Below are 16,394 nucleotides of genomic sequence, written 5' to 3'. Positions count from 1 at the left end.
GGTGTCCTGGGTCCTACGCGAATTTTAGGTTTGCGCAGGAGCTCTCGCGCGGTGAAACCGCGTGGAGCGACAACGAGGGAGACACCGTAACGCGATACATCGCGTCAGGGGAGGTGTTCGGCGAAACCTGGAAGTCCGGCGTGGGCCGGCCTCAGGACATCACCGTGTATCCCGCCTCGCGCAACGCCGACCTGACCTCCGCGCAGTGCTCCGGGCCCTTGGTCTCCAAGTGCAGCTCCACCTCCGCCTCCGTGAGCCCCAGGCGCGGATCGGTCCGTACGTGACTCACATCCAGCACATTCGCGTCCACCACCGACAGCGACCCCAGGAGCGTCGCCAACGCCCCGGGCCGGTCGGTCAGGCGCAGCCGCAGCGACAGGTAGCGGCCCGCCGCCGCCATGCCGTGGGTCAGGATGCGCTGCATCAGCAGCGGGTCGACATTGCCGCCCGACAGCACCGCGACCACCGGCCCCTCGAAGGCCTCCGGGCGGCTCAGCAGCGCCGCGACCGGGCTCGCCCCGGCCGGTTCGACGACCATCTTGGCCCGCTCCAGGCAGAGCAGCAGCGCGCTCGACAGCTCGTCCTCGGAGACCGTGACGACGTCGTCGAGCAGCTCCCTGACGATCGCGAACGGCACGTCGCCCGGCCGCCCCACCTTGATGCCGTCCGCCATCGTCTGGAGCGCGTCGACCGACACCGGCCGCCCGGCGGCCAGCGACGGCGGATAACAGGCCGCCCCCTGGGCCTGTACGCCGATGATCCGCACATCGGGGCGCAGCAGCTTGACCGCGACCGCGATGCCCGCGGCGAGCCCGCCGCCGCCCACGCCGACGACGATCGTCCGTACCTCGGGGCACTGTTCGAGGATCTCCAGGCCGACCGTGCCCTGCCCCGCGATGATGTCCGGGTGGTCGAAGGGGTGGGTGAAGACCGCGCCCGTCTTCTCCGCGTAGTCCTGGGCGGCGGCCAGCGTCTCGTCGACCACCTGGCCGTGCATCCGCACCTCGGCGCCGTACTCGCGGGTCGCGGCGACCTTCGGCAGCGGCGCCCCGACCGGCATGAAGACGGTGGAGCGCACCCCGAGGAGGGAGGAGGCGAGGGCGACGCCCTGCGCGTGGTTGCCCGCGCTGGCGGCGACGACGCCGGCCGCGCGCTCCTCCGGGGACAGCCCGGCGATCCGTACGTACGCGCCGCGCAGCTTGAAGGAGCCGGTGCGCTGGAGGTTCTCGCACTTGAAGTGGACCGGGGAGCCGACCAGCCGCGACAGGTGCCTGCTGCCCTCCATCGCGGTCGTTCTGGCCACACCGGAGAGCATCTTCTGCGCGCCCCGGATGTCGTCGAGGATGACGGTGCGCAAGGGGTCGGACGTACGGAAGCTCATGACAGCAAGCATTGCAGCTCACGGGTCTCACGGCCGTTCCGGTCCAGGCCCTGGTATCGGTTTGCGCAGCGCCGGTACGCGTCCGCTCCCATCCGCGTACTCTGTCCCCCACCTGAACCGACCGCCGCACGAAGAGAGCCCCCAGCCATGCCCACTTCCCAGGACATGACGACTGATCCGGACACCGGCCTCCTCGATGCCCTCCAGCACCAGGTGGCCGTTTTCGCCCGTCGCGCCGAGCAGACCCGGCTCGGTGGCGTGGGCCAGGTCCGCAACTCGATGGACCGCGCCGCCTACCTGCTGCTGAACCGGCTCGACCTGGAGGGCCCGATGGGCGTCAAGGCGCTCGCCGCCGGCATGGGGATCGACTCCTCGACCGTGACCAGGCAGGTCGCGCCGCTCGTCGACACCGGCCTGGTCAAGCGCACATCGCACCCCGAGGACGGCCGTGCGGTCGTGCTCCAGCTGTCGCCGCGCGGCCAGGCCAGACTCGACGAGGTGCGGTCCTCGCGCCGCGAGCTGATGGCCCAGGTGACGGACGGGTGGAGCCAGGAGGAGCGCGACTCCTTCTGCACGCTCCTGACGCGCTTCAATTCGGCACTGTCCGCCCGCCAGAGCGCGGCGTCGGCGGACTCCGGGAACCCGGACGCGGACACCGAGGTGCCGCCGACCTCTTGACCCGGGCCCCGTCCCTGGCCTGATATGAGGGCACGGGGCGACGGGAGGCACCGTGCGAGATCGGCCTGCAGACCAACAGCGCCGCCGGGCCCGGGAGTTCGACGCATACGTCGCGGGCGCGGCCGGGCGTCTGCTGCATGCGGCCACGCTGCTCACCGGCGAGGCGCCCGAGCACAACGTCCGTGCCAGGCGGCTGCTCACGGCCGCCCTCTCCCGTACGTACGCGGAGTGGGAGCGGCTGCGCGGCGAGGACCCGTACGACCACACCCGCCAGGAGCTCGCGGCCCGCTTCGCGCGCGGCGCGTGGCGCTATCACCACTGGGGGGCCGCGGGGGGCCGGGCGCTCCCGTGGGCCGCCCCGCGGCGGACCGGCGGTGGGGGCGTGCTGGAACGCCTGTCCCCCAGGGAACGGCTGGTCCTGGTGCTGCGCCTCTACGAGGGCGTCGCCGAGGAGCAGACGGCGGCGCAGATCGGGCTGCCGGTGGCGCGGGTCCACGCGATCTGCTCGCGCGCGGTCACCACGTTGCGCAGCAAGCCGCCGAGACCCGCGGCCCCGCTCCCCCGGGTGGCGACGCCATGAGCCTGCCGGACCGCAAGGAGGACGAGGTGCGGCGGATGCTGGACGGCGCGCACCCGCCGGTCCCCGCCGGCCTCGGCGCGCGGGCCGCGGAGCGCGGGGAGCGGCTGCTGCGGCGCAATGTGGTGGCCCGGCGGCTGATGTGGGTCCTGCTGATGACGGTGATAGTGGCGTTCGTGGTGTGGGTGTCGGTGGAGCAGCCCTGGGTGTCGCCGCCGTCCATGACGACGCCGCCCCTGGAGGGCTTTTAGGCCTGTTCGCACGGATCTATCCTGGATGGGGGCGTGCAGAACGAGCCGAGGAGGTCACCATGACCAGGAAAGTCGCCGACTGCCGGAATTTCCCCAGCGAGACGGACTGCACCCTCTCTATCTCCGGCGAGGAGGAGGAAGTCGTACGGGCCGCCGGTGAGCACGCGGTCTCCGTCCACCGGCATCAGGACAGCCCGGAGCTGCGCCAGCAGATCCGAGCCTCCCTGGAGGACGAACAGGCCGGCGCCTGAACCGGGCCCGACCGGGAAAAGCCCCCGGACCGGGCACACACCGCCCGGTCCGGGGGCTTTTCCCAGCGTCTGCCGGAGTCGCGCTCTAGCCCAGCGCCTGCTTGAGGTCCGCCAGCAGGTCGTCGCCCGACTCGATGCCCACCGAGAGCCGCACCAGGTCCGCGGGCACCTCCAGCGCGGAGCCGGCCACCGACGCGTGCGTCATGCGGCCCGGGTGCTCGATCAGCGACTCGACGCCGCCCAGGGACTCGCCGAGCGTGAAGAGCTTCGCGCGGTTGCAGACCTCGACCGCGGCCTCCTCGCCGCCCTTGATCCGGAAGGACACCATGCCGCCGAAGGCCTTCATCTGCTTGGCGGCGGTCTCGTGGCCCGGGTGCTCGGGCAGGCCCGGGTAGAGGACCTGCGTCACCTTCGGGTGGCTGGTCAGCATGTCCGCGACGCGGGTCGCGTTCTCGCTGTGCCGGTCCATTCGGACCGCGAGGGTCTTGATGCCGCGCAGCACGAGCCAGGCGTCGAACGGCCCGGAGATCGCGCCCATCGCGTTCTGGTGGTACGCCAACTCCTCGGCCAGCCCCGGGTCGTTGGCGATCAGCGCGCCGCCGACGACGTCGGAGTGGCCGCCCATGTACTTGGTCGTGGAGTGCACGACGATGTCCGCGCCGAGGGCGAGGGGCTGCTGGAGGTAGGGGCTGGCGAAGGTGTTGTCGACGACGAGACGCGCACCGGCGGTGCGGGCGATGTCCGCGACGGCGGCGATGTCCGTGATGCCCAGGAGCGGGTTCGACGGGGTCTCGACCCAGATCACCTTGGTGCGCGGGGTGACGGCGGCCCGTACCGCTGCCGGGTCGGAGGTGTCCGCGACGGAGAACTCCACGCCCCAGCGCGAAACGACCTTGGCGAAGAGCCGGAACGTGCCGCCGTACGCGTCATTGGGGATGACCACATGGTCACCGGGGGCGAGGAGCGCCCGCAGCAGGCAGTCCTCGGCCGCGAGCCCGGACGCGAAGGCGAGCCCGCGCCGGCCGCCCTCCAGCGCCGCGAGGTTCTCTTCCAGGGCGCTGCGGGTCGGGTTGGCGCTGCGGCTGTACTCGTATCCTCCGCGCAGGCCGCCCACACCGTCCTGCTTGTACGTGGACACCTGATAGATCGGCGGGACAACCGCGCCCGTGAGGGGGTCCGCGGTGTTGCCCGCGTGGATGGCGAGGGTCTCAAAGCTGTGCTGGTCGGTCATGGGATCCGAGCGTAGTTCGTTCCCGTGCCGGAGCCGTCGCGGTCCGGGGACAATGGGGGTATGGAGATTCTCTGGTTCTTGATCGCCATGTGCATGCTGGCGGCGGTCATCGGTCCTCTCGCACTGCGCGGGCGCGGCGGCATCCGGCTGGTCGCGCCCGGCTCACCCGACGCCGCCGACCCCGCCAACTACGACTTCGTACGCCAGGAGGAGCTGGACATCCGGATGCCCGGAGCCGACCAGGACCTGGAGGACGTACTGGACGTGGTGCAGTCCACGCAGGGCTGGCAGGCCGCCGCGCAGTTGCTCGCCGGGACGGCGAAGGACAGCGAGGCGCGCTGGCAGCGCGTGCAGGCCTTCGCCGGCGCGGCTTCGCTGGAGCTGGCGCGGCGCCCCGGGGAGGGCGGGCGCTGGCTGCGGAGCTGGCGGGCCGAGGCACCGAAGGACGCGGGCGGCGCGGCGGTGCACGCCGAGTTCCTGGTCCAGCAGGCGTGGCGCACGTCGACGCCCGGCACGGACGACTTCCGGATCATCCTGGAGGAGGCCCGTACGGTGTGCGGCGAGGCGGCGCTGCTGGCGCCGGGCGACCCGATCCCGTACATCGTCGAACTGGCCGTCGCACGCGGACTGGGTGACACCGAGCCGGAGTTCGACCTGCTGTGGGCCAAGGTGATGGACCGCGCGCCCGCGCACATGGGCGCGCACCTGGCGGCGCTGAGCTACCGCAGCGAGAAGTGGCACGGCTCGCGCGCCTCGGCCGACACCTTCGCCACGACGGCGGCGGCCCGCGCCCCGCAGGGCTCGCTGCTCGCCGCGCTGCCGCTCTTCGCGGTGTACGAGCACCTGCCCGAGGTCAATCTGGTGCAGGGCTTCTACCGGAGCGCGGTGGTGTCGACGGCGATGGAGGGCGCACTGTTCGCGGTGCACGCGGCCCGCCAGGGCGACCCGATGCTCGCACACGTACGCCACCTGCTGATCCTCTTCCTGGTCCGCTCGGAGCGCTGGTCGGAGGCGATGAACGAGCTCCAGCACGTGGACGGCCACGTGGGCGCCCTGCCCTGGACCCACGACCAGGACCCGGCGGCGGAGTACGCGGTGTACCGCGCGCTGGCGGTGGCGGGCTACGAGGCCAACGGCGGGAGCCCGGCGAAGCTGCTGGGGTGAGAGGGCCCCGCGCGGGGCTCCGGGGGAGAGGGCTGGAATCTCCGGCCCCCTCGATGCGTTGACGTCGAGGCGTAGACCGTCCAAGGAGGAGACCCGCATGATGTTCGGCCGTACCCCCCAGCTCCCCACCCCCGAGCAGGCCCTGAAGGGCCGCTCCACCCCGGAATTCCAGGTCCCCTCCCGGCACACCGTCCTCGGGAACCCGCTGGCCGGCCCGTACCCGGAGGGCTTCGAGGTCGCCGACTTCGCGATGGGCTGTTTCTGGGGCGCCGAGCGCAAGTTCTGGGAGACGCCGGGTGTCTGGACGACCCTCGTCGGCTACCAGGGCGGCTACACCGAGAATCCGGCGTACGAGGAAGTCTGTGCGGGCGTGACCGGCCACACGGAGGCGGTGCGTGTCGTCTTCGACCCGACGGCCGTCTCGTACGAGCAGCTCCTGAAGGTCTTCTGGGAGTCCCACAACCCGACCCAGGGCTTCCGCCAGGGCAACGACGTGGGCACCCAGTACCGCTCGGCGATCTACACCCACTCCCCCGCCCAGCTGGCGGCCGTGGAGGCGTCGCGCGAGGCGTACCAGCAGGTCCTGACGGGCGCGCGGCACGGCACGATCACGACGGAGGTCCTCCCGGCGGAGGGTCGCGCATTCTGGCCGGCGGAGCCGTACCACCAGCAGTACCTCGACAAGAACCCGGCGGGCTACTGCGGGATCGGCGGGACGGGCGTGAGCTGCCCGATCGGCGTCGCGAAGGCCGAGGGCTGACACGAAGCGCGAACGTCGGCAGCGGGGCTGCCGACGGGCGATCAAGCGGCACGCCGTCAAGCCGTCACGCCTTCACGCCTTCACGCCTTCACGCCTTCACGCGGCCATCCGCACCTCGCCCAGGTGCGCGTTCGGCCGTGACCCGGAGCCCTTGCGGTGGCGGGTGCTGGTGAGGCGGGTGGGGGCGGGCCTGGCCACCCTGACCCGGTCGAGGTGGAGCAGTTCGGCCTGGCCCAGGGCCAGGAGGTCCGCCAGGTTCAGGCCGAGGGCTTGGGCGGCGGCGGCCAAGATCTCCGAGGACGCCTCCTTGTGGCCGCGCTCCAGCTCGGAGAGGTAGGGCATCGAGATGCGGGCCTCTTCGGACACGTCCTTGAGCGTGCGCCCCTGCGCGAGGCGCTCGCGGCGCAGGGCGCTGCCGACGACGTCCCGCCAGAGGGGTTCCTTGGGTGCCGGTGCCTGGGCCGGTGCGGCCGGGCGCAGGGGGACGACGACGCGGGCTTCGTTCGGTACGTGGCTGGTCACCTGCCCAGGGTAGGAGCGTTCCGGCCGGGCGGGTGTGGCGTTCCGCCACCGGTGAAATCACGGGGCGGCGCGAGGGCGTCAGCGCGTAACTTGGCCCCATGTGCGTCTCCATGGATCAGGCCGAGTTCTCCGGCACCACCCTGTACGTGGGCCGCCGGCGGCACGCCGAGCACGGGCTGATCCATGTCCTGGGCTACCAGAACACCGCGACCAACCTCGCGGACGGCCCCAACGCCATGCTGCTGCATCTGCCCACATCACGGATGACCCGGGGCAACTTCCTTTCGGCGGGGCACAGTTCCGACATTCTCAGCCGCATGGTGGACGCCGTCAGGCCGGTTTCCGCCGACGCCGCAGGCGACGGCATGGACTGGATGAGCCGGGAACCCCTGTCGGCCGTCGAGGTGTTCGACCACGACATCTACACCGTGCTGCTCGCCTCCGACCCGGCCCTGATCCACGGCGCGCTCGCCCAGGTCCCGTACCGCAGGCGCCCGCGCCTCGCCCCCCGGCTGCTGGAGTTCTACGCCGCCCACTACCCGGGCCACGCCATCGCCGTGTGCTGCTTCGACAACGCCCAGGCCGCGCAGGCGAAGCCGCTGCTCATGTGGTACCCGCCGACCGACCCCGACCGGCTCGTCCTCCCCGCGCTGGACTGCCACACCGGCGCACCGCCCGACCTGGGCGCGGACGTGCCCGTGGACCACTGGGTGCTCTTCGCCAGCGACGAGGCGCCGGACGGGTGGGGCTCGCCGGTCGACTACGGACCGGGCCTGCGCGACCAGTTGCGGGAATTCCTCCCGGCCACCGTCGTGGGCACGCACTTCGGCGAACAGGCCCTGCCCAACGGCGACTTCGCGATCAGTCACGAGGACCTGCTCACCGGGGACCTCGACCGGATCCACCGGCTGCGACCGTCGCTCTGAGGCCACCGGCGGTGGCGAACGGGAGGAATGATCAGCCGTGCCGCATGAACCAGGTGACACTGAACCGGGCGACGCCCTCCCGTCCCATGCCCTCGCCGTCCTGACCGCCCTGCTCGCCCAGGACCGGCCCGGGTTCGCCGCGTTGCGGGCGCAGGTGCCGTATGCGCGGGTAGCCGGAGGGTGTGGTTGCGGGTGCGCGAGCCTTTCGCTTGCCGTGGTCGATCCGGCGAACGCGCCGGCCGCCGAGGTCGTGGGATCGCCCGTCGCCGAAGGGGACGTCCTCGCCCCCGACGGGCGGTGTGGCGGGGTACTGCTCTTCGTGGCCGGCGGGATGCTCTCGTACCTGGAGATCCACTCGTACGAGGAGGAGCCGTTCGCCGCCTGGCCACCCGTGGAACATGTCACCGTGAGCCGGGCGGCCCCCGCCGCTTAGAGTTGCGCCCGTGGCGGCGATCAGCGGAAATCTGCGCATACGCAAGGGCATACGCGGGGGCGGAAGGAGCGAGCCCGGCGGCCAGGTCGTCGTGCCGTGGTGGCGGCGGGAGTACGTGCCGCTCGTCGCTGTCGCCGTCGTTCTGCCGTTGTACGTCCTGTGGGCCGCCGTGCTCGCCACCGGCGGTGGGGATCTCGCCGCGCAGTTCGCCTGGACGGGGTTCACCTCGCGACACCCGGACGCCGCGTACAACCTGTCCTGGTACGGCGGCACCCACACCGCCAACTACAGCCTGATCGCACCCCACTTGATGGCCGTCTTCGGCGTGCGGACCGTGTCCGTCGCCGCCGGGCTCGTCGGGACCTGGCTGCTGGCCCTGCTGTTCGCGCGGAGCGGGGTGCGGTACGCCCTGTGGCCCGCCGTCCTCGCGTCGCTCACCCTGTGGTGCAACATCGCCTCCGGGCGTACGACCTTCACCCTCGGCGTCGCCATCGGGCTGATCGCCTGCCTGTACGCGCGCCGCACCGTCGTCGCCGTCGTGGCGGGGGCGCTCGCCACCATGGCCAGCCCGGTCGCCGGGCTCTTTCTCGTGGTGGTCGGGACCGCGTATCTGCTGCAACGGGAGTGGCGGAAGGGCGCCGCCCTCGTCGTGCCGTTCTTCGTCGTGGTCGGGACCACCTCCCTGCTCTTTCCCTTCCAGGGAGAGCAACCCATGGCATCGGGACGGCTGTGGATGCCACTGTTCGTCTGCGCCGCCGTGGTGTTCGCCGCCCCGCCAGGACGCGGCTGGCGGACCGTGCGGTTCGGGGCCCTGGTGTACGCCCTCGGGGTCGTCCTGACCTTCCTGATCCCTTCGCCCATCGGCACCAACGTGGAGCGGCTGTTCGGGCTGATCGCGCTGCCCGTGCTGCTCGCCGCCGCCCTGGCCGAGGACCACGGCGCGGAGGACCACGGCGCCGAGAGCCACGGAGCCAAGGGCCGCGCCCGGGTCCGGCGCCTGGTGCTGGTCGTCGCCCTGGTGTTCTCCGCCAACTGGCTGGTGGGCAAGACCGTCGAGGACCTCGGCGTCTCCAACACCGTGCCCGCCTGGGCCGCCGGCACCGACGGTGTCGTACGGGAGCTGGCCCGGCTCGGCGCCGACCGTACCCGCGTCGAGGTCGTCCCCGCCCGCAACCACCGCGAGGCCACCGCGCTCGCCCCGCACGTGAACATGGCCCGTGGCTGGAACCGGCAGCTCGACGTCGAGCGCGGGCGGCTCTTCTACGACGGGTCCCTGACCCCGGCGACGTACCGGCAGTGGCTGGACCGCTGGGCCGTCGGCCTGGTCGTGCTGCACCACGGGAGGCCGGACGGGCCCGCCGAGGCCGAGGCCGCGCTCGTGCGGAGCGGACCCGAGTGGCTGGAGCAGGTGTGGCGGGACGACGGCTGGACGGTCTACCGGGTCAAGAACGCGACGCCGCTGGTGTCCCGGCCTGGCACGGTCGTGCGGGGCAGTGACGCCGACCTGGTCGTACGGATGCCGGCGGCCGGGTCGGTGACGGTGCGGGTCGCGCACTCGCCGTGGCTGCGCGCCAAGGGGGCGTGCCTGCGGCAGGACGGCGAATGGACCCGGCTGACCGTGCCGAAGGGCGGGACGTACCGGCTGGACTCGGCGTATCGGCTGCCCCGGGACGAAGTGGGCTGCGAATCCCCGTGAGTTCCGGTCACACCGCGAGCGCACGTAGCGCCGCCGCCGTGTGCGCCGCGTCGTAACCCGGCGCCACCCCGTCGGCCAGGACCACCGCGCCGGTGATGTGCCGGGTGCGCAGCGGCACGATCTCCTGGTAGGCGTCGGAGTCGTACCAGGCACGCGCCTGCTCCAGGTCCGGGAAGCCGATGACGACCAGGTAGCCGGGCCAGTCGCCCTCGCGGACCTCGACCTCCGTGCCGTGGACGAGGAAGTGGCCACCGAAGAGGTCGAGGGTGGCCTGGATGCGCTCCATGTACTCGAAGATCTCTTCGTGCTGGGCTGCGGGCTTCAGGTGACCGACGGCGTACGCGCTCATGGTGTTCCTCCCGGCAGTGGCTGGTGTGCTGCCGATCCTGCCGGGAGGAGCCATGAGCGTCGATTACGTCCCAGGTAATGCGGGTAACGCGGTCACTGGAGCAGTGCCGGTCAGATCGTCGCGTTGTCGATCACGAAGCGGTAGCGCACGTCACTGGTGAGCACGCGCTCGTACGCCTCGTTGATCTCGCTCGCGCTGATCAGCTCGATCTCCGCGCCAAGACCGTGCTGCGCGCAGAAGTCCAGCATCTCCTGGGTCTCCTGGATGCCGCCGATGCCCGAGCCCGCGAGGGTCTTGCGGCCGCCGATGACGGAGAAGAGGTTGAGCGAGACGGGCTCCTCGGGGGCGCCCACGTTCACGAACGCGCCGTCCGTCTTCAGCAGGCCCAGGTACTTGTCCAGCGGCAGCGGCGCGGACACGGTGGAGACGATCAGGTCGAAGGTGCCCGTGAGGGCCTCGAAGGTTGCCTCGTCGCTGGTCGCGTAGTAGTGGTCGGCGCCCAGCTTCAGGCCGTCGTCCTTCTTGCGCAGCGACTGGCTGAGCACGGTCACCTCGGCGCCCAGCGCGTGCGCGATCTGCACGCCCATGTGGCCGAGGCCGCCCAGGCCGACGATGGCGACCTTCTTGCCGGGGCCCGCGTTCCAGTGGGCCAGCGGCGAGTAGAGGGTGATGCCGGCGCACAGCAGCGGCGCGGCGACGTCCAGGGCGATGCCCTCGGGGATGTGCAGGGTGTAGTTCTCGTCGACGACGATGTGGCTGCGGTAGCCGCCGTACGTCGGCTCGCCGTCCTTGCCGATCGCGTTGTACGTGCCGACGTTGCCGGCCTTGCAGTACTGCTCCAGGCCGGCCTTGCAGTTGTCGCACTCACGGCAGGAGTCGACCATGCAGCCGACGCCCGCGCGGTCGCCGACGGCGAACTTGGTGACGCCGGGGCCGACCTCGGTGACGATGCCGGCGATCTCGTGGCCGGGCACCATCGGGAAGATGCCTTCGCCCCAGCCGTCGCGGGCCTGGTGAATGTCCGAGTGACAGATTCCGGCGAACTTGATATCGATCAGTACGTCGTGCTCGCCGACCGGGCGGAGCGGCACGGTGGTGCGCTCCAGCGGGGCCTTGGGGGCGGGAGCGGCGTATGCGGCAACAGAAGTGGTCATGCCATCCACCCTGCCTGAGCTGGGAACATTCACCCAGCCCCCTGTTGTGCCTACGTCTGGCGTGCGTACCACTGGCGGGGACAGGCTCAGTTTCCGCGCACGGTGAATACTGGGGTGCTATGGATCAGCGCGCCGAATTGAGTGAGTTCCTCCGGTCCCGTCGGGCGCGGCTCAAGCCCGAGGACGTGGGCCTGCCCGACTTCGGCAGGCACCGCCGGGTGCCTGGCCTGCGCCGCGAGGAGCTGGCGCAGCTGGCGGGTGTGTCCGTCGCGTACTACACCCGGCTGGAACAGGGCAACGGCCGCAATGTGTCCACCGAGGTACTCGACGCCATCGCCCGCGCCCTGCGGCTCTCCGACGCCGAGACCGACCACCTCACCCATCTCGCGAAGCCGACGCCCAAGAAGAGGCGCGCGGCGCGTCCGCAGCGTCTGCGGACCGCGATCCAGCAGCTGATGGACGCGATGGAGGGCGTGCCGGCGTACGTGGTGGGTCGGCGCACGGACATCCTCGGCGGGAACCGCCTCGCGCGCGCCCTGCTCGGCGACTTCGCCTCACTGCCGGCCGCGGAGCGCAACACCGCCCGGTTGATCTTCCTCGACCCCAACTCGAAGGACCTGTACCTCGACTGGGAGATCAAGGCGTGCGAGGTGGTCAGCTATCTGCGGATGGACGCCGGCCTCCATCCGGACGATCCACTGCTCTCGGCGCTCGTCGGCGAACTGTCGGTGAAGAGCGAGGAGTTCAGGAGCCAGTGGGCGGCGCACCATGTGAAGGACAAGGGGCACGGCACGAAGCGGCTGCATCACCCGCTGGTGGGCGAGCTGACCCTGTCGTACGAGACGCTCCGGCTGCCCGACGACCCCGAACAGTCCCTGGTCACTTTCCACGCCGAGCCCGGCTCGCCCTCGCAGGAGTCCCTGCGGCTGCTCGCGAGTTGGGGCACGGACGCGGAGGTACGGACGCCCAGGGGCTGAGGGAGGCCGGGCACGACGGGTACGCGAACGGCGGCGGGCGCCACCCACCAGGGGTGACGCCCGCCGCCGTACGAAGCAGGTGAAGCGGATCAGGCGGCGGAGCCGGCCTGCCACTGCGCCCAGTCCATGTTCCAGCCGTTGAGGCCGTTGTCCGGCTTGATCGTCTTGTCCGGGGAGTTCTTGATGACGACCACGTCGCCGACGATCGAGTTGTTGAAGAACCACGCGCCGGGCTGGTTCGGGTCGTTCGCACCCTTGGCGTCGTTCAGGCCCACGCAGCCGTGGCTGGTGTTGGCGCTGCCGAAGATCGAGTCGGCGCCCCAGTAGTTGCCGTGGATGAACGTGCCCGACGTGGACAGCCGCATGGCGTGCGGCACGTCCTTGATGTCGTACTCGCCCTTGCCGTCGTCGTCGGTGAAGCCGACCGTCGCGCCGTCCATCCGGGTCTCCTTGAACTTCTCGGAGATCACCATGGCGCCGTTGTACGTCGGGTTGTCGACCGAACCCGCCGAGATCGGGATGCTCTTGACCGTCTTGCCGTCCTGCGTGACCGTCATGGTCTTGGTCTTGGCGTCGACGGTGCTGACCTGGTTGCGGCCGACGGTGAAGTTGACCGTCTTGTCCTGAACGCCGTACAGCCCCTCGGCGCCCTCGATGCCGTCGAGGGCCAGCTTCAGGGAGACCTGGGAGCCGCCCTTCCAGTACTCCTGCGGGCGGAAGTCCAGGCGCTGCGGGCTGAACCAGTGGCCGACGACTTCCTGGCCGCTGCTCGACGTCACCGTGATGGCGTCCTGGACGGCCTTCTTGTCGGTGATCGCCTTGTCGAAGTTGATCGACACCGGCATGCCGACGCCGACCTTGGAGCCGTCCTCGGGGGTGAAGTTCCCGATGAAGCTGTTGGCGGGCGATACGGTGCTGAAGGAGCCGTTCTCGTGCGCCTTGCGGCCCTCGGGGTCCGCCGCCGTCGCGGTGATCTTGTACGTGGTCGAGCGCTCCAACTGCCCGGACGGCTTCCAGCTCTTGCCGTCTGCGGCGATGGCGCCCGCGATCTTCGTGCCGTCGGCCGCGGTCATCACGACCTCGGTCAGCTTGCCGTCACTGACGGCGACCTTGGTGCCGCGGTTGATGCCGACGTTGTCGGCGCCGCTCTTGGGAGTGATCGCTATTCGCGCCTTCGACGTCTCCTTGGCCGCCGCCGCGTCCACCTCGGCCTGCGACTTCTTCGAGCCTTCGGCGCTACTGCCGCCCTTGTCGCCGTCGTCGCTACAGGCAGAAAGCACCAGAACGCCGCCGAGCAGAGCGGACGCGACCGTCAGGCCCCTGCGGCGCCGCTTGCTGTCCGTCATCACACGCTTCTCCATCGTTGCCGATTCCCCACAAGTCCCCGGGCAGAGTCGCTGGACAGCGTTTCCCTGCCAATGTCTTACAACACGCATTCCGAGGCGTCCGTTCCACATCCGGGGAAGATGTGGGGAACACCACTCGCCGGCGACCGCCGACGCACGCCGGCTCGCCTTGTCCGCCGACTCGTTCGTCGATCTCATCGACGCAGCCGCGCCGCCGCCGGTTGCAGCGGCGGGCGGCTTTGACGCGACAAGTTCTACGACGAGTGCTCCAGGGACGCTACGCCCGGTCCTCCACTTCCTCCTCATCGAGGTCCCACTCCAAGGATTCAGGGTCGTATTCGATCTGCTCGCTGCTCCACGAGGCCTGCGCGAGCACCACCCCGGGGACGTCGCCGACCAGGTCCAACGGGTCCACGAGCTGGGCGAGGGCCTCCGCCACGTCTTCCCTGACACTGTCCTGGGCATGCATGCGATCGCCGTCCGCCCCCGCCTCGTCCGCCGCGACGGCGGCGAGGGCCGCGGCGCTGAGCGCCCCGGGGTCGGTCACTTCCACTACGAGCTCCACCTGGAGGCGGACAAAGCGTGATGTGTCGGTTTCAGTCATGCGTCCGAGCGTAGGCTGCCGGGCCGCCGACGAGGGCACCTGACCCTCACGACTTTCCCGCGACCCGTTGCTTTCATTAGCATCGGCACACACGGCCAATTCCCGGCACCATCAAGGGGGATCGATAACGTGTCCGCACGTCGACCGCTACTGACCGCCACCGCCGCCGGCACACTGCTGTGCGCCCTGTGGTTCGTCCCGTCCGCCAACGCGACCGCGGAGAAGGCCGCCCAGGTCAAGGCGGATCAGCAGTCCGCCGCCGCCGCCGAGTCGGCCGCGTCCGCGGAGTCGGCCGCGTCCGCCGAGGGCCTCAGACTCGCCGACACGGGCAGCGTGGACACCACCCCGTACCTGGTCGGCGGCACGGCCTTCCTCGGTACGGGCGCCGCCTTCGTCGTCTTCTCGATGGGAAGGGCCGCGCGCCCGGCCTGACGCGCGGCGCCCCGCATCCCCTTGGTTAAGCGAGCGGTCCCGTCACCGGCTCGACGACCTCGACGAGGCTGCCCGCACGCACGAAGGCGTCCGCGGCGGCCAGGTCCGGCGCCAGGAAGCGGTCCGGGCCAGGACCCTCGACGCCGGCCGCGCGCAGCGCCGTGATGACGGCCCGCGAGGCGGGCGCGGGCTTGAGTCCTTCGCGCAGCTCGATGCCGCGGGTGGCGGCGTACAGCTCGACCGCGACGATCCGCGTCAGGTTGTCGATGGTGGTGCGCAGCTTGCGCGCCGCCGACCAGCCCATGGAGACGTGGTCCTCCTGCATGGCGGAGGACGGGATGGAGTCGGCGGACGCCGGGACGGCCAGCCGCTTCATCTCACTGACCAGGGCGGCCTGCGTGTACTGCGCGATCATCAGGCCCGAGTCGACGCCGGGGTCGTCGGCGAGGAAGGGCGGCAGGCCGTGCGAGCGGTTCTTGTCGAGCAGCCGGTCGGTGCGGCGCTCGGCGATGGAGCCCAGGTCGGCGGCGGCGATGGCGAGGAAGTCCAGGACGTACGCGACGGGCGCGCCGTGGAAGTTGCCGTTGGACTCGACGCGTCCGTCCGGCAGCACCACCGGGTTGTCGACGGCCGAGGCCAGCTCGCGTTCGGCGACGGTCAGCGCGTGCGCGATCGTGTCGCGGCCCGCGCCGGCGACCTGGGGCGCGCAGCGCACCGAGTAGGCGTCCTGGACGCGCGGCGCGTCGTCCTGGTGATGACCGGTGAGCTCGGACCCGGCGAGCACCCGCAGCATGTTGTCGGCGCTGGCGCCCTGGCCGGGGTGCGGCCGGATGGCGTGCAGGTCGGGGGCGAGCACCTTGTCCGTGCCGAGCAGCGCTTCGAGGCTCAGCGCGGCGGTGATGTCGGCGGAGGTGTAGAGCCGCTTCAGGTCGGCGATGGCCATGATCAGCATGCCGAGCATGCCGTCGGTGCCGTTGAGCAGCGCCAGGCCCTCCTTCTCGCGCAGCTCCACGGGCACGATGCCGTGCGCGGCGAGCAGTTCACCCGCGGGCTTCAGCGTCCCGTCGGGGCCCTCGGCGTCGCCCTCGCCCATGAGCGCCAGGGCGCAGTGGGACAGCGGCGCGAGGTCGCCGGAGCAGCCGAGCGAGCCGTACTCGTGCACGACGGGGGTGATGCCCGCGTTGAGCAGGTCGGCGATGGTCTGCGCGACGTGCGGTCGTACGCCGGTGTGGCCGGTGGCCAGGGTCTTGAGGCGCAGGAACATCAGCGCGCGTACGACCTCGCGCTCGACGTGCGGGCCCATGCCCGCGGCGTGCGAGCGCACGATGTTGCGCTGCAGCTGGGCGCGCAGGTCGGGGCTGATGTGGCGGGAGGCGAGGGCTCCGAAGCCGGTCGAGACGCCGTACACGGGCTCGGGCTTGGCGGCCAGGGCGTCAACGATCTCGCGGGACGCGGCGAGCGCGGTGACGGCTTCGGCGGAGAGCTCCACGCGGGCGTTGCCCCGGGCTACGGCGATGACGTCCTCGGTGGTGGTCCCGGACGTCCCCAACACGACTGTGTGCATATCCATATTCAGAACCCTACGGACTGAATTCCTCCGTGTCACTACCGGAAGGCGCGACCGACCCTTACCTGTGACCATCGGGACCAGCGGCGCCCGCC

19 protein-coding genes are annotated in these 16,394 nt (G+C 71.2%); 11 read left to right on the top strand and 8 right to left on the bottom strand.

All coding sequences use genetic code 11. The features are described 5' to 3' along the window. Nucleotides 1-151: 151 nt before the first annotated feature. Complete coding sequence (ilvA, locus tag ACLLJJ_RS25160) at nucleotides 152-1,381, bottom strand: threonine ammonia-lyase (RefSeq protein WP_434595632.1); 1,230 nt, start codon at nucleotides 1,379-1,381, stop codon at nucleotides 152-154. A 147-nt stretch (nucleotides 1,382-1,528) separates the two neighbouring features. Here ilvA and ACLLJJ_RS25155 point away from each other — a divergent pair, with 147 nt between their 5' ends. The 4 genes from ACLLJJ_RS25155 to ACLLJJ_RS25140 are packed head-to-tail and all read left to right on the top strand — an operon-like array spanning nucleotide 1,529 to nucleotide 3,138. Continuing rightward, nucleotides 1,529-2,059, top strand: coding sequence for a MarR family winged helix-turn-helix transcriptional regulator (locus ACLLJJ_RS25155; protein WP_434595630.1), 531 nt, complete (start codon nucleotides 1,529-1,531; stop codon nucleotides 2,057-2,059). A gap of 52 nt (nucleotides 2,060-2,111) precedes the next feature. Continuing rightward, the gene (locus tag ACLLJJ_RS25150; protein WP_434595628.1) at nucleotides 2,112-2,639 is read left to right on the top strand and encodes a sigma factor-like helix-turn-helix DNA-binding protein; all 528 of its coding nucleotides are present in this window, start codon (nucleotides 2,112-2,114) and stop codon (nucleotides 2,637-2,639) included. After that, nucleotides 2,636-2,887 carry a hypothetical protein gene (locus ACLLJJ_RS25145; RefSeq protein ID WP_434595626.1) on the top strand — a complete coding sequence of 84 codons (252 nt, stop codon included), beginning with the start codon at nucleotides 2,636-2,638 and terminating at the stop codon, nucleotides 2,885-2,887. The genes ACLLJJ_RS25150 and ACLLJJ_RS25145 overlap by 4 nt, the downstream gene beginning before the upstream one ends. Nucleotides 2,888-2,946: 59 nt before the next feature. Next, entirely contained in the window at nucleotides 2,947-3,138 is a 192-nt protein-coding gene (locus ACLLJJ_RS25140; protein WP_434595624.1) for a DUF1059 domain-containing protein, read from the top strand. 85 nt (nucleotides 3,139-3,223) lie between these two features. Here the strand turns inward: ACLLJJ_RS25140 and ACLLJJ_RS25135 are convergent, their stop codons facing one another. Then, nucleotides 3,224-4,369, bottom strand: a complete 1,146-nt coding sequence (locus tag ACLLJJ_RS25135) for a cystathionine gamma-synthase (protein WP_434595622.1) — start codon at nucleotides 4,367-4,369, stop codon at nucleotides 3,224-3,226. 60 nt (nucleotides 4,370-4,429) lie between these two features. Here ACLLJJ_RS25135 and ACLLJJ_RS25130 point away from each other — a divergent pair, with 60 nt between their 5' ends. Then, nucleotides 4,430-5,533 (top strand): hypothetical protein, encoded by a 1,104-nt coding sequence (locus ACLLJJ_RS25130; RefSeq protein ID WP_434595620.1) that lies wholly within the window; start codon nucleotides 4,430-4,432, stop codon nucleotides 5,531-5,533. 97 nt (nucleotides 5,534-5,630) lie between these two features. Then, the gene (msrA, locus tag ACLLJJ_RS25125) at nucleotides 5,631-6,293 is read left to right on the top strand and encodes a peptide-methionine (S)-S-oxide reductase MsrA (protein WP_434595618.1); all 663 of its coding nucleotides are present in this window, start codon (nucleotides 5,631-5,633) and stop codon (nucleotides 6,291-6,293) included. A 96-nt stretch (nucleotides 6,294-6,389) separates the two neighbouring features. On the opposite strand, the gene ACLLJJ_RS25120 is transcribed toward msrA, so the two are convergent. Then, on the bottom strand, nucleotides 6,390-6,815 hold the full coding sequence (locus ACLLJJ_RS25120) for a helix-turn-helix domain-containing protein (RefSeq protein WP_434595616.1): 426 nt from the start codon (nucleotides 6,813-6,815) through the stop codon (nucleotides 6,390-6,392). A gap of 98 nt (nucleotides 6,816-6,913) precedes the next feature. Between ACLLJJ_RS25120 and ACLLJJ_RS25115 the strand changes: the two genes are divergently transcribed. The 3 genes from ACLLJJ_RS25115 (at nucleotide 6,914) to ACLLJJ_RS25105 (ending at nucleotide 9,870) form a co-directional block, all read left to right on the top strand. Beyond that, nucleotides 6,914-7,741 (top strand): hypothetical protein, encoded by an 828-nt coding sequence (locus ACLLJJ_RS25115; RefSeq protein WP_434595614.1) that lies wholly within the window; start codon nucleotides 6,914-6,916, stop codon nucleotides 7,739-7,741. Nucleotides 7,742-7,778: 37 nt separating this feature from the next. Further along, nucleotides 7,779-8,174 carry a hypothetical protein gene (locus ACLLJJ_RS25110; RefSeq protein WP_434595612.1) on the top strand — a complete coding sequence of 132 codons (396 nt, stop codon included), beginning with the start codon at nucleotides 7,779-7,781 and terminating at the stop codon, nucleotides 8,172-8,174. A 115-nt stretch (nucleotides 8,175-8,289) separates the two neighbouring features. Further along, the gene (locus ACLLJJ_RS25105) at nucleotides 8,290-9,870 is read left to right on the top strand and encodes a hypothetical protein (protein WP_434600514.1); all 1,581 of its coding nucleotides are present in this window, start codon (nucleotides 8,290-8,292) and stop codon (nucleotides 9,868-9,870) included. A 7-nt stretch (nucleotides 9,871-9,877) separates the two neighbouring features. On the opposite strand, the gene ACLLJJ_RS25100 is transcribed toward ACLLJJ_RS25105, so the two are convergent. Continuing rightward, on the bottom strand, nucleotides 9,878-10,219 hold the full coding sequence (locus ACLLJJ_RS25100) for a DUF1330 domain-containing protein (protein ID WP_434595610.1): 342 nt from the start codon (nucleotides 10,217-10,219) through the stop codon (nucleotides 9,878-9,880). Between the two features lie 110 nt (nucleotides 10,220-10,329). Continuing rightward, nucleotides 10,330-11,373 carry an NAD(P)-dependent alcohol dehydrogenase gene (locus ACLLJJ_RS25095; protein ID WP_434595608.1) on the bottom strand — a complete coding sequence of 348 codons (1,044 nt, stop codon included), beginning with the start codon at nucleotides 11,371-11,373 and terminating at the stop codon, nucleotides 10,330-10,332. A 119-nt stretch (nucleotides 11,374-11,492) separates the two neighbouring features. On the opposite strand from ACLLJJ_RS25095, the gene ACLLJJ_RS25090 reads away from it, so the two are divergent. Beyond that, nucleotides 11,493-12,350, top strand: a complete 858-nt coding sequence (locus ACLLJJ_RS25090) for a helix-turn-helix domain-containing protein (RefSeq protein ID WP_434595606.1) — start codon at nucleotides 11,493-11,495, stop codon at nucleotides 12,348-12,350. An 89-nt stretch (nucleotides 12,351-12,439) separates the two neighbouring features. Here ACLLJJ_RS25090 and ACLLJJ_RS25085 read toward each other — a convergent pair whose 3' ends face one another. Further along, on the bottom strand, nucleotides 12,440-13,711 hold the full coding sequence (locus ACLLJJ_RS25085; RefSeq protein ID WP_434595605.1) for a L,D-transpeptidase: 1,272 nt from the start codon (nucleotides 13,709-13,711) through the stop codon (nucleotides 12,440-12,442). A gap of 262 nt (nucleotides 13,712-13,973) precedes the next feature. Next, nucleotides 13,974-14,300: a hypothetical protein gene (locus ACLLJJ_RS25080; protein WP_434595603.1), complete on the bottom strand. Its 327-nt coding sequence runs from the start codon at nucleotides 14,298-14,300 to the stop codon at nucleotides 13,974-13,976. A 129-nt stretch (nucleotides 14,301-14,429) separates the two neighbouring features. Here ACLLJJ_RS25080 and ACLLJJ_RS25075 point away from each other — a divergent pair, with 129 nt between their 5' ends. Then, the gene (locus tag ACLLJJ_RS25075) at nucleotides 14,430-14,732 is read left to right on the top strand and encodes a hypothetical protein (protein ID WP_434595602.1); all 303 of its coding nucleotides are present in this window, start codon (nucleotides 14,430-14,432) and stop codon (nucleotides 14,730-14,732) included. Between the two features lie 25 nt (nucleotides 14,733-14,757). Here ACLLJJ_RS25075 and hutH read toward each other — a convergent pair whose 3' ends face one another. After that, complete coding sequence (hutH, locus tag ACLLJJ_RS25070) at nucleotides 14,758-16,302, bottom strand: histidine ammonia-lyase (RefSeq protein WP_434595600.1); 1,545 nt, start codon at nucleotides 16,300-16,302, stop codon at nucleotides 14,758-14,760. Nucleotides 16,303-16,394: the final 92 nt, after the last annotated feature.

The organism is Streptomyces sp. A5-4, assembly GCF_051131715.1.
In the GTDB taxonomy this organism is placed as follows: domain Bacteria; phylum Actinomycetota; class Actinomycetes; order Streptomycetales; family Streptomycetaceae; genus Streptomyces.
This window is presented reverse-complemented; position numbering and strand designations above follow the sequence as displayed.

Bases quoted from the DNA above. Each gene is read 5' to 3' on its own strand.
- ACLLJJ_RS25155 (WP_434595630.1), top strand. From the start codon at position 1,529: ATGCCCACTTCCCAGGACATGACGACTGATCCGGACACCGGCCTCCTC.
- ACLLJJ_RS25145 (WP_434595626.1), top strand. From the start codon at position 2,636: ATGAGCCTGCCGGACCGCAAGGAGGACGAGGTGCGGCGGATGCTGGAC.
- ACLLJJ_RS25100 (WP_434595610.1), bottom strand. From the start codon at position 10,219: ATGAGCGCGTACGCCGTCGGTCACCTGAAGCCCGCAGCCCAGCACGAA.
- ACLLJJ_RS25085 (WP_434595605.1), bottom strand. From the start codon at position 13,711: ATGGAGAAGCGTGTGATGACGGACAGCAAGCGGCGCCGCAGGGGCCTG.
- ACLLJJ_RS25130 (WP_434595620.1), top strand. From the start codon at position 4,430: ATGGAGATTCTCTGGTTCTTGATCGCCATGTGCATGCTGGCGGCGGTC.
- ACLLJJ_RS25080 (WP_434595603.1), bottom strand. From the start codon at position 14,300: ATGACTGAAACCGACACATCACGCTTTGTCCGCCTCCAGGTGGAGCTC.
- msrA (WP_434595618.1), top strand. From the start codon at position 5,631: ATGATGTTCGGCCGTACCCCCCAGCTCCCCACCCCCGAGCAGGCCCTG.
- ilvA (WP_434595632.1), bottom strand. From the start codon at position 1,381: ATGAGCTTCCGTACGTCCGACCCCTTGCGCACCGTCATCCTCGACGAC.
- ACLLJJ_RS25095 (WP_434595608.1), bottom strand. From the start codon at position 11,373: ATGACCACTTCTGTTGCCGCATACGCCGCTCCCGCCCCCAAGGCCCCG.
- ACLLJJ_RS25115 (WP_434595614.1), top strand. From the start codon at position 6,914: ATGTGCGTCTCCATGGATCAGGCCGAGTTCTCCGGCACCACCCTGTAC.
- ACLLJJ_RS25135 (WP_434595622.1), bottom strand. From the start codon at position 4,369: ATGACCGACCAGCACAGCTTTGAGACCCTCGCCATCCACGCGGGCAAC.
- ACLLJJ_RS25090 (WP_434595606.1), top strand. From the start codon at position 11,493: ATGGATCAGCGCGCCGAATTGAGTGAGTTCCTCCGGTCCCGTCGGGCG.
- ACLLJJ_RS25140 (WP_434595624.1), top strand. From the start codon at position 2,947: ATGACCAGGAAAGTCGCCGACTGCCGGAATTTCCCCAGCGAGACGGAC.
- hutH (WP_434595600.1), bottom strand. From the start codon at position 16,302: ATGGATATGCACACAGTCGTGTTGGGGACGTCCGGGACCACCACCGAG.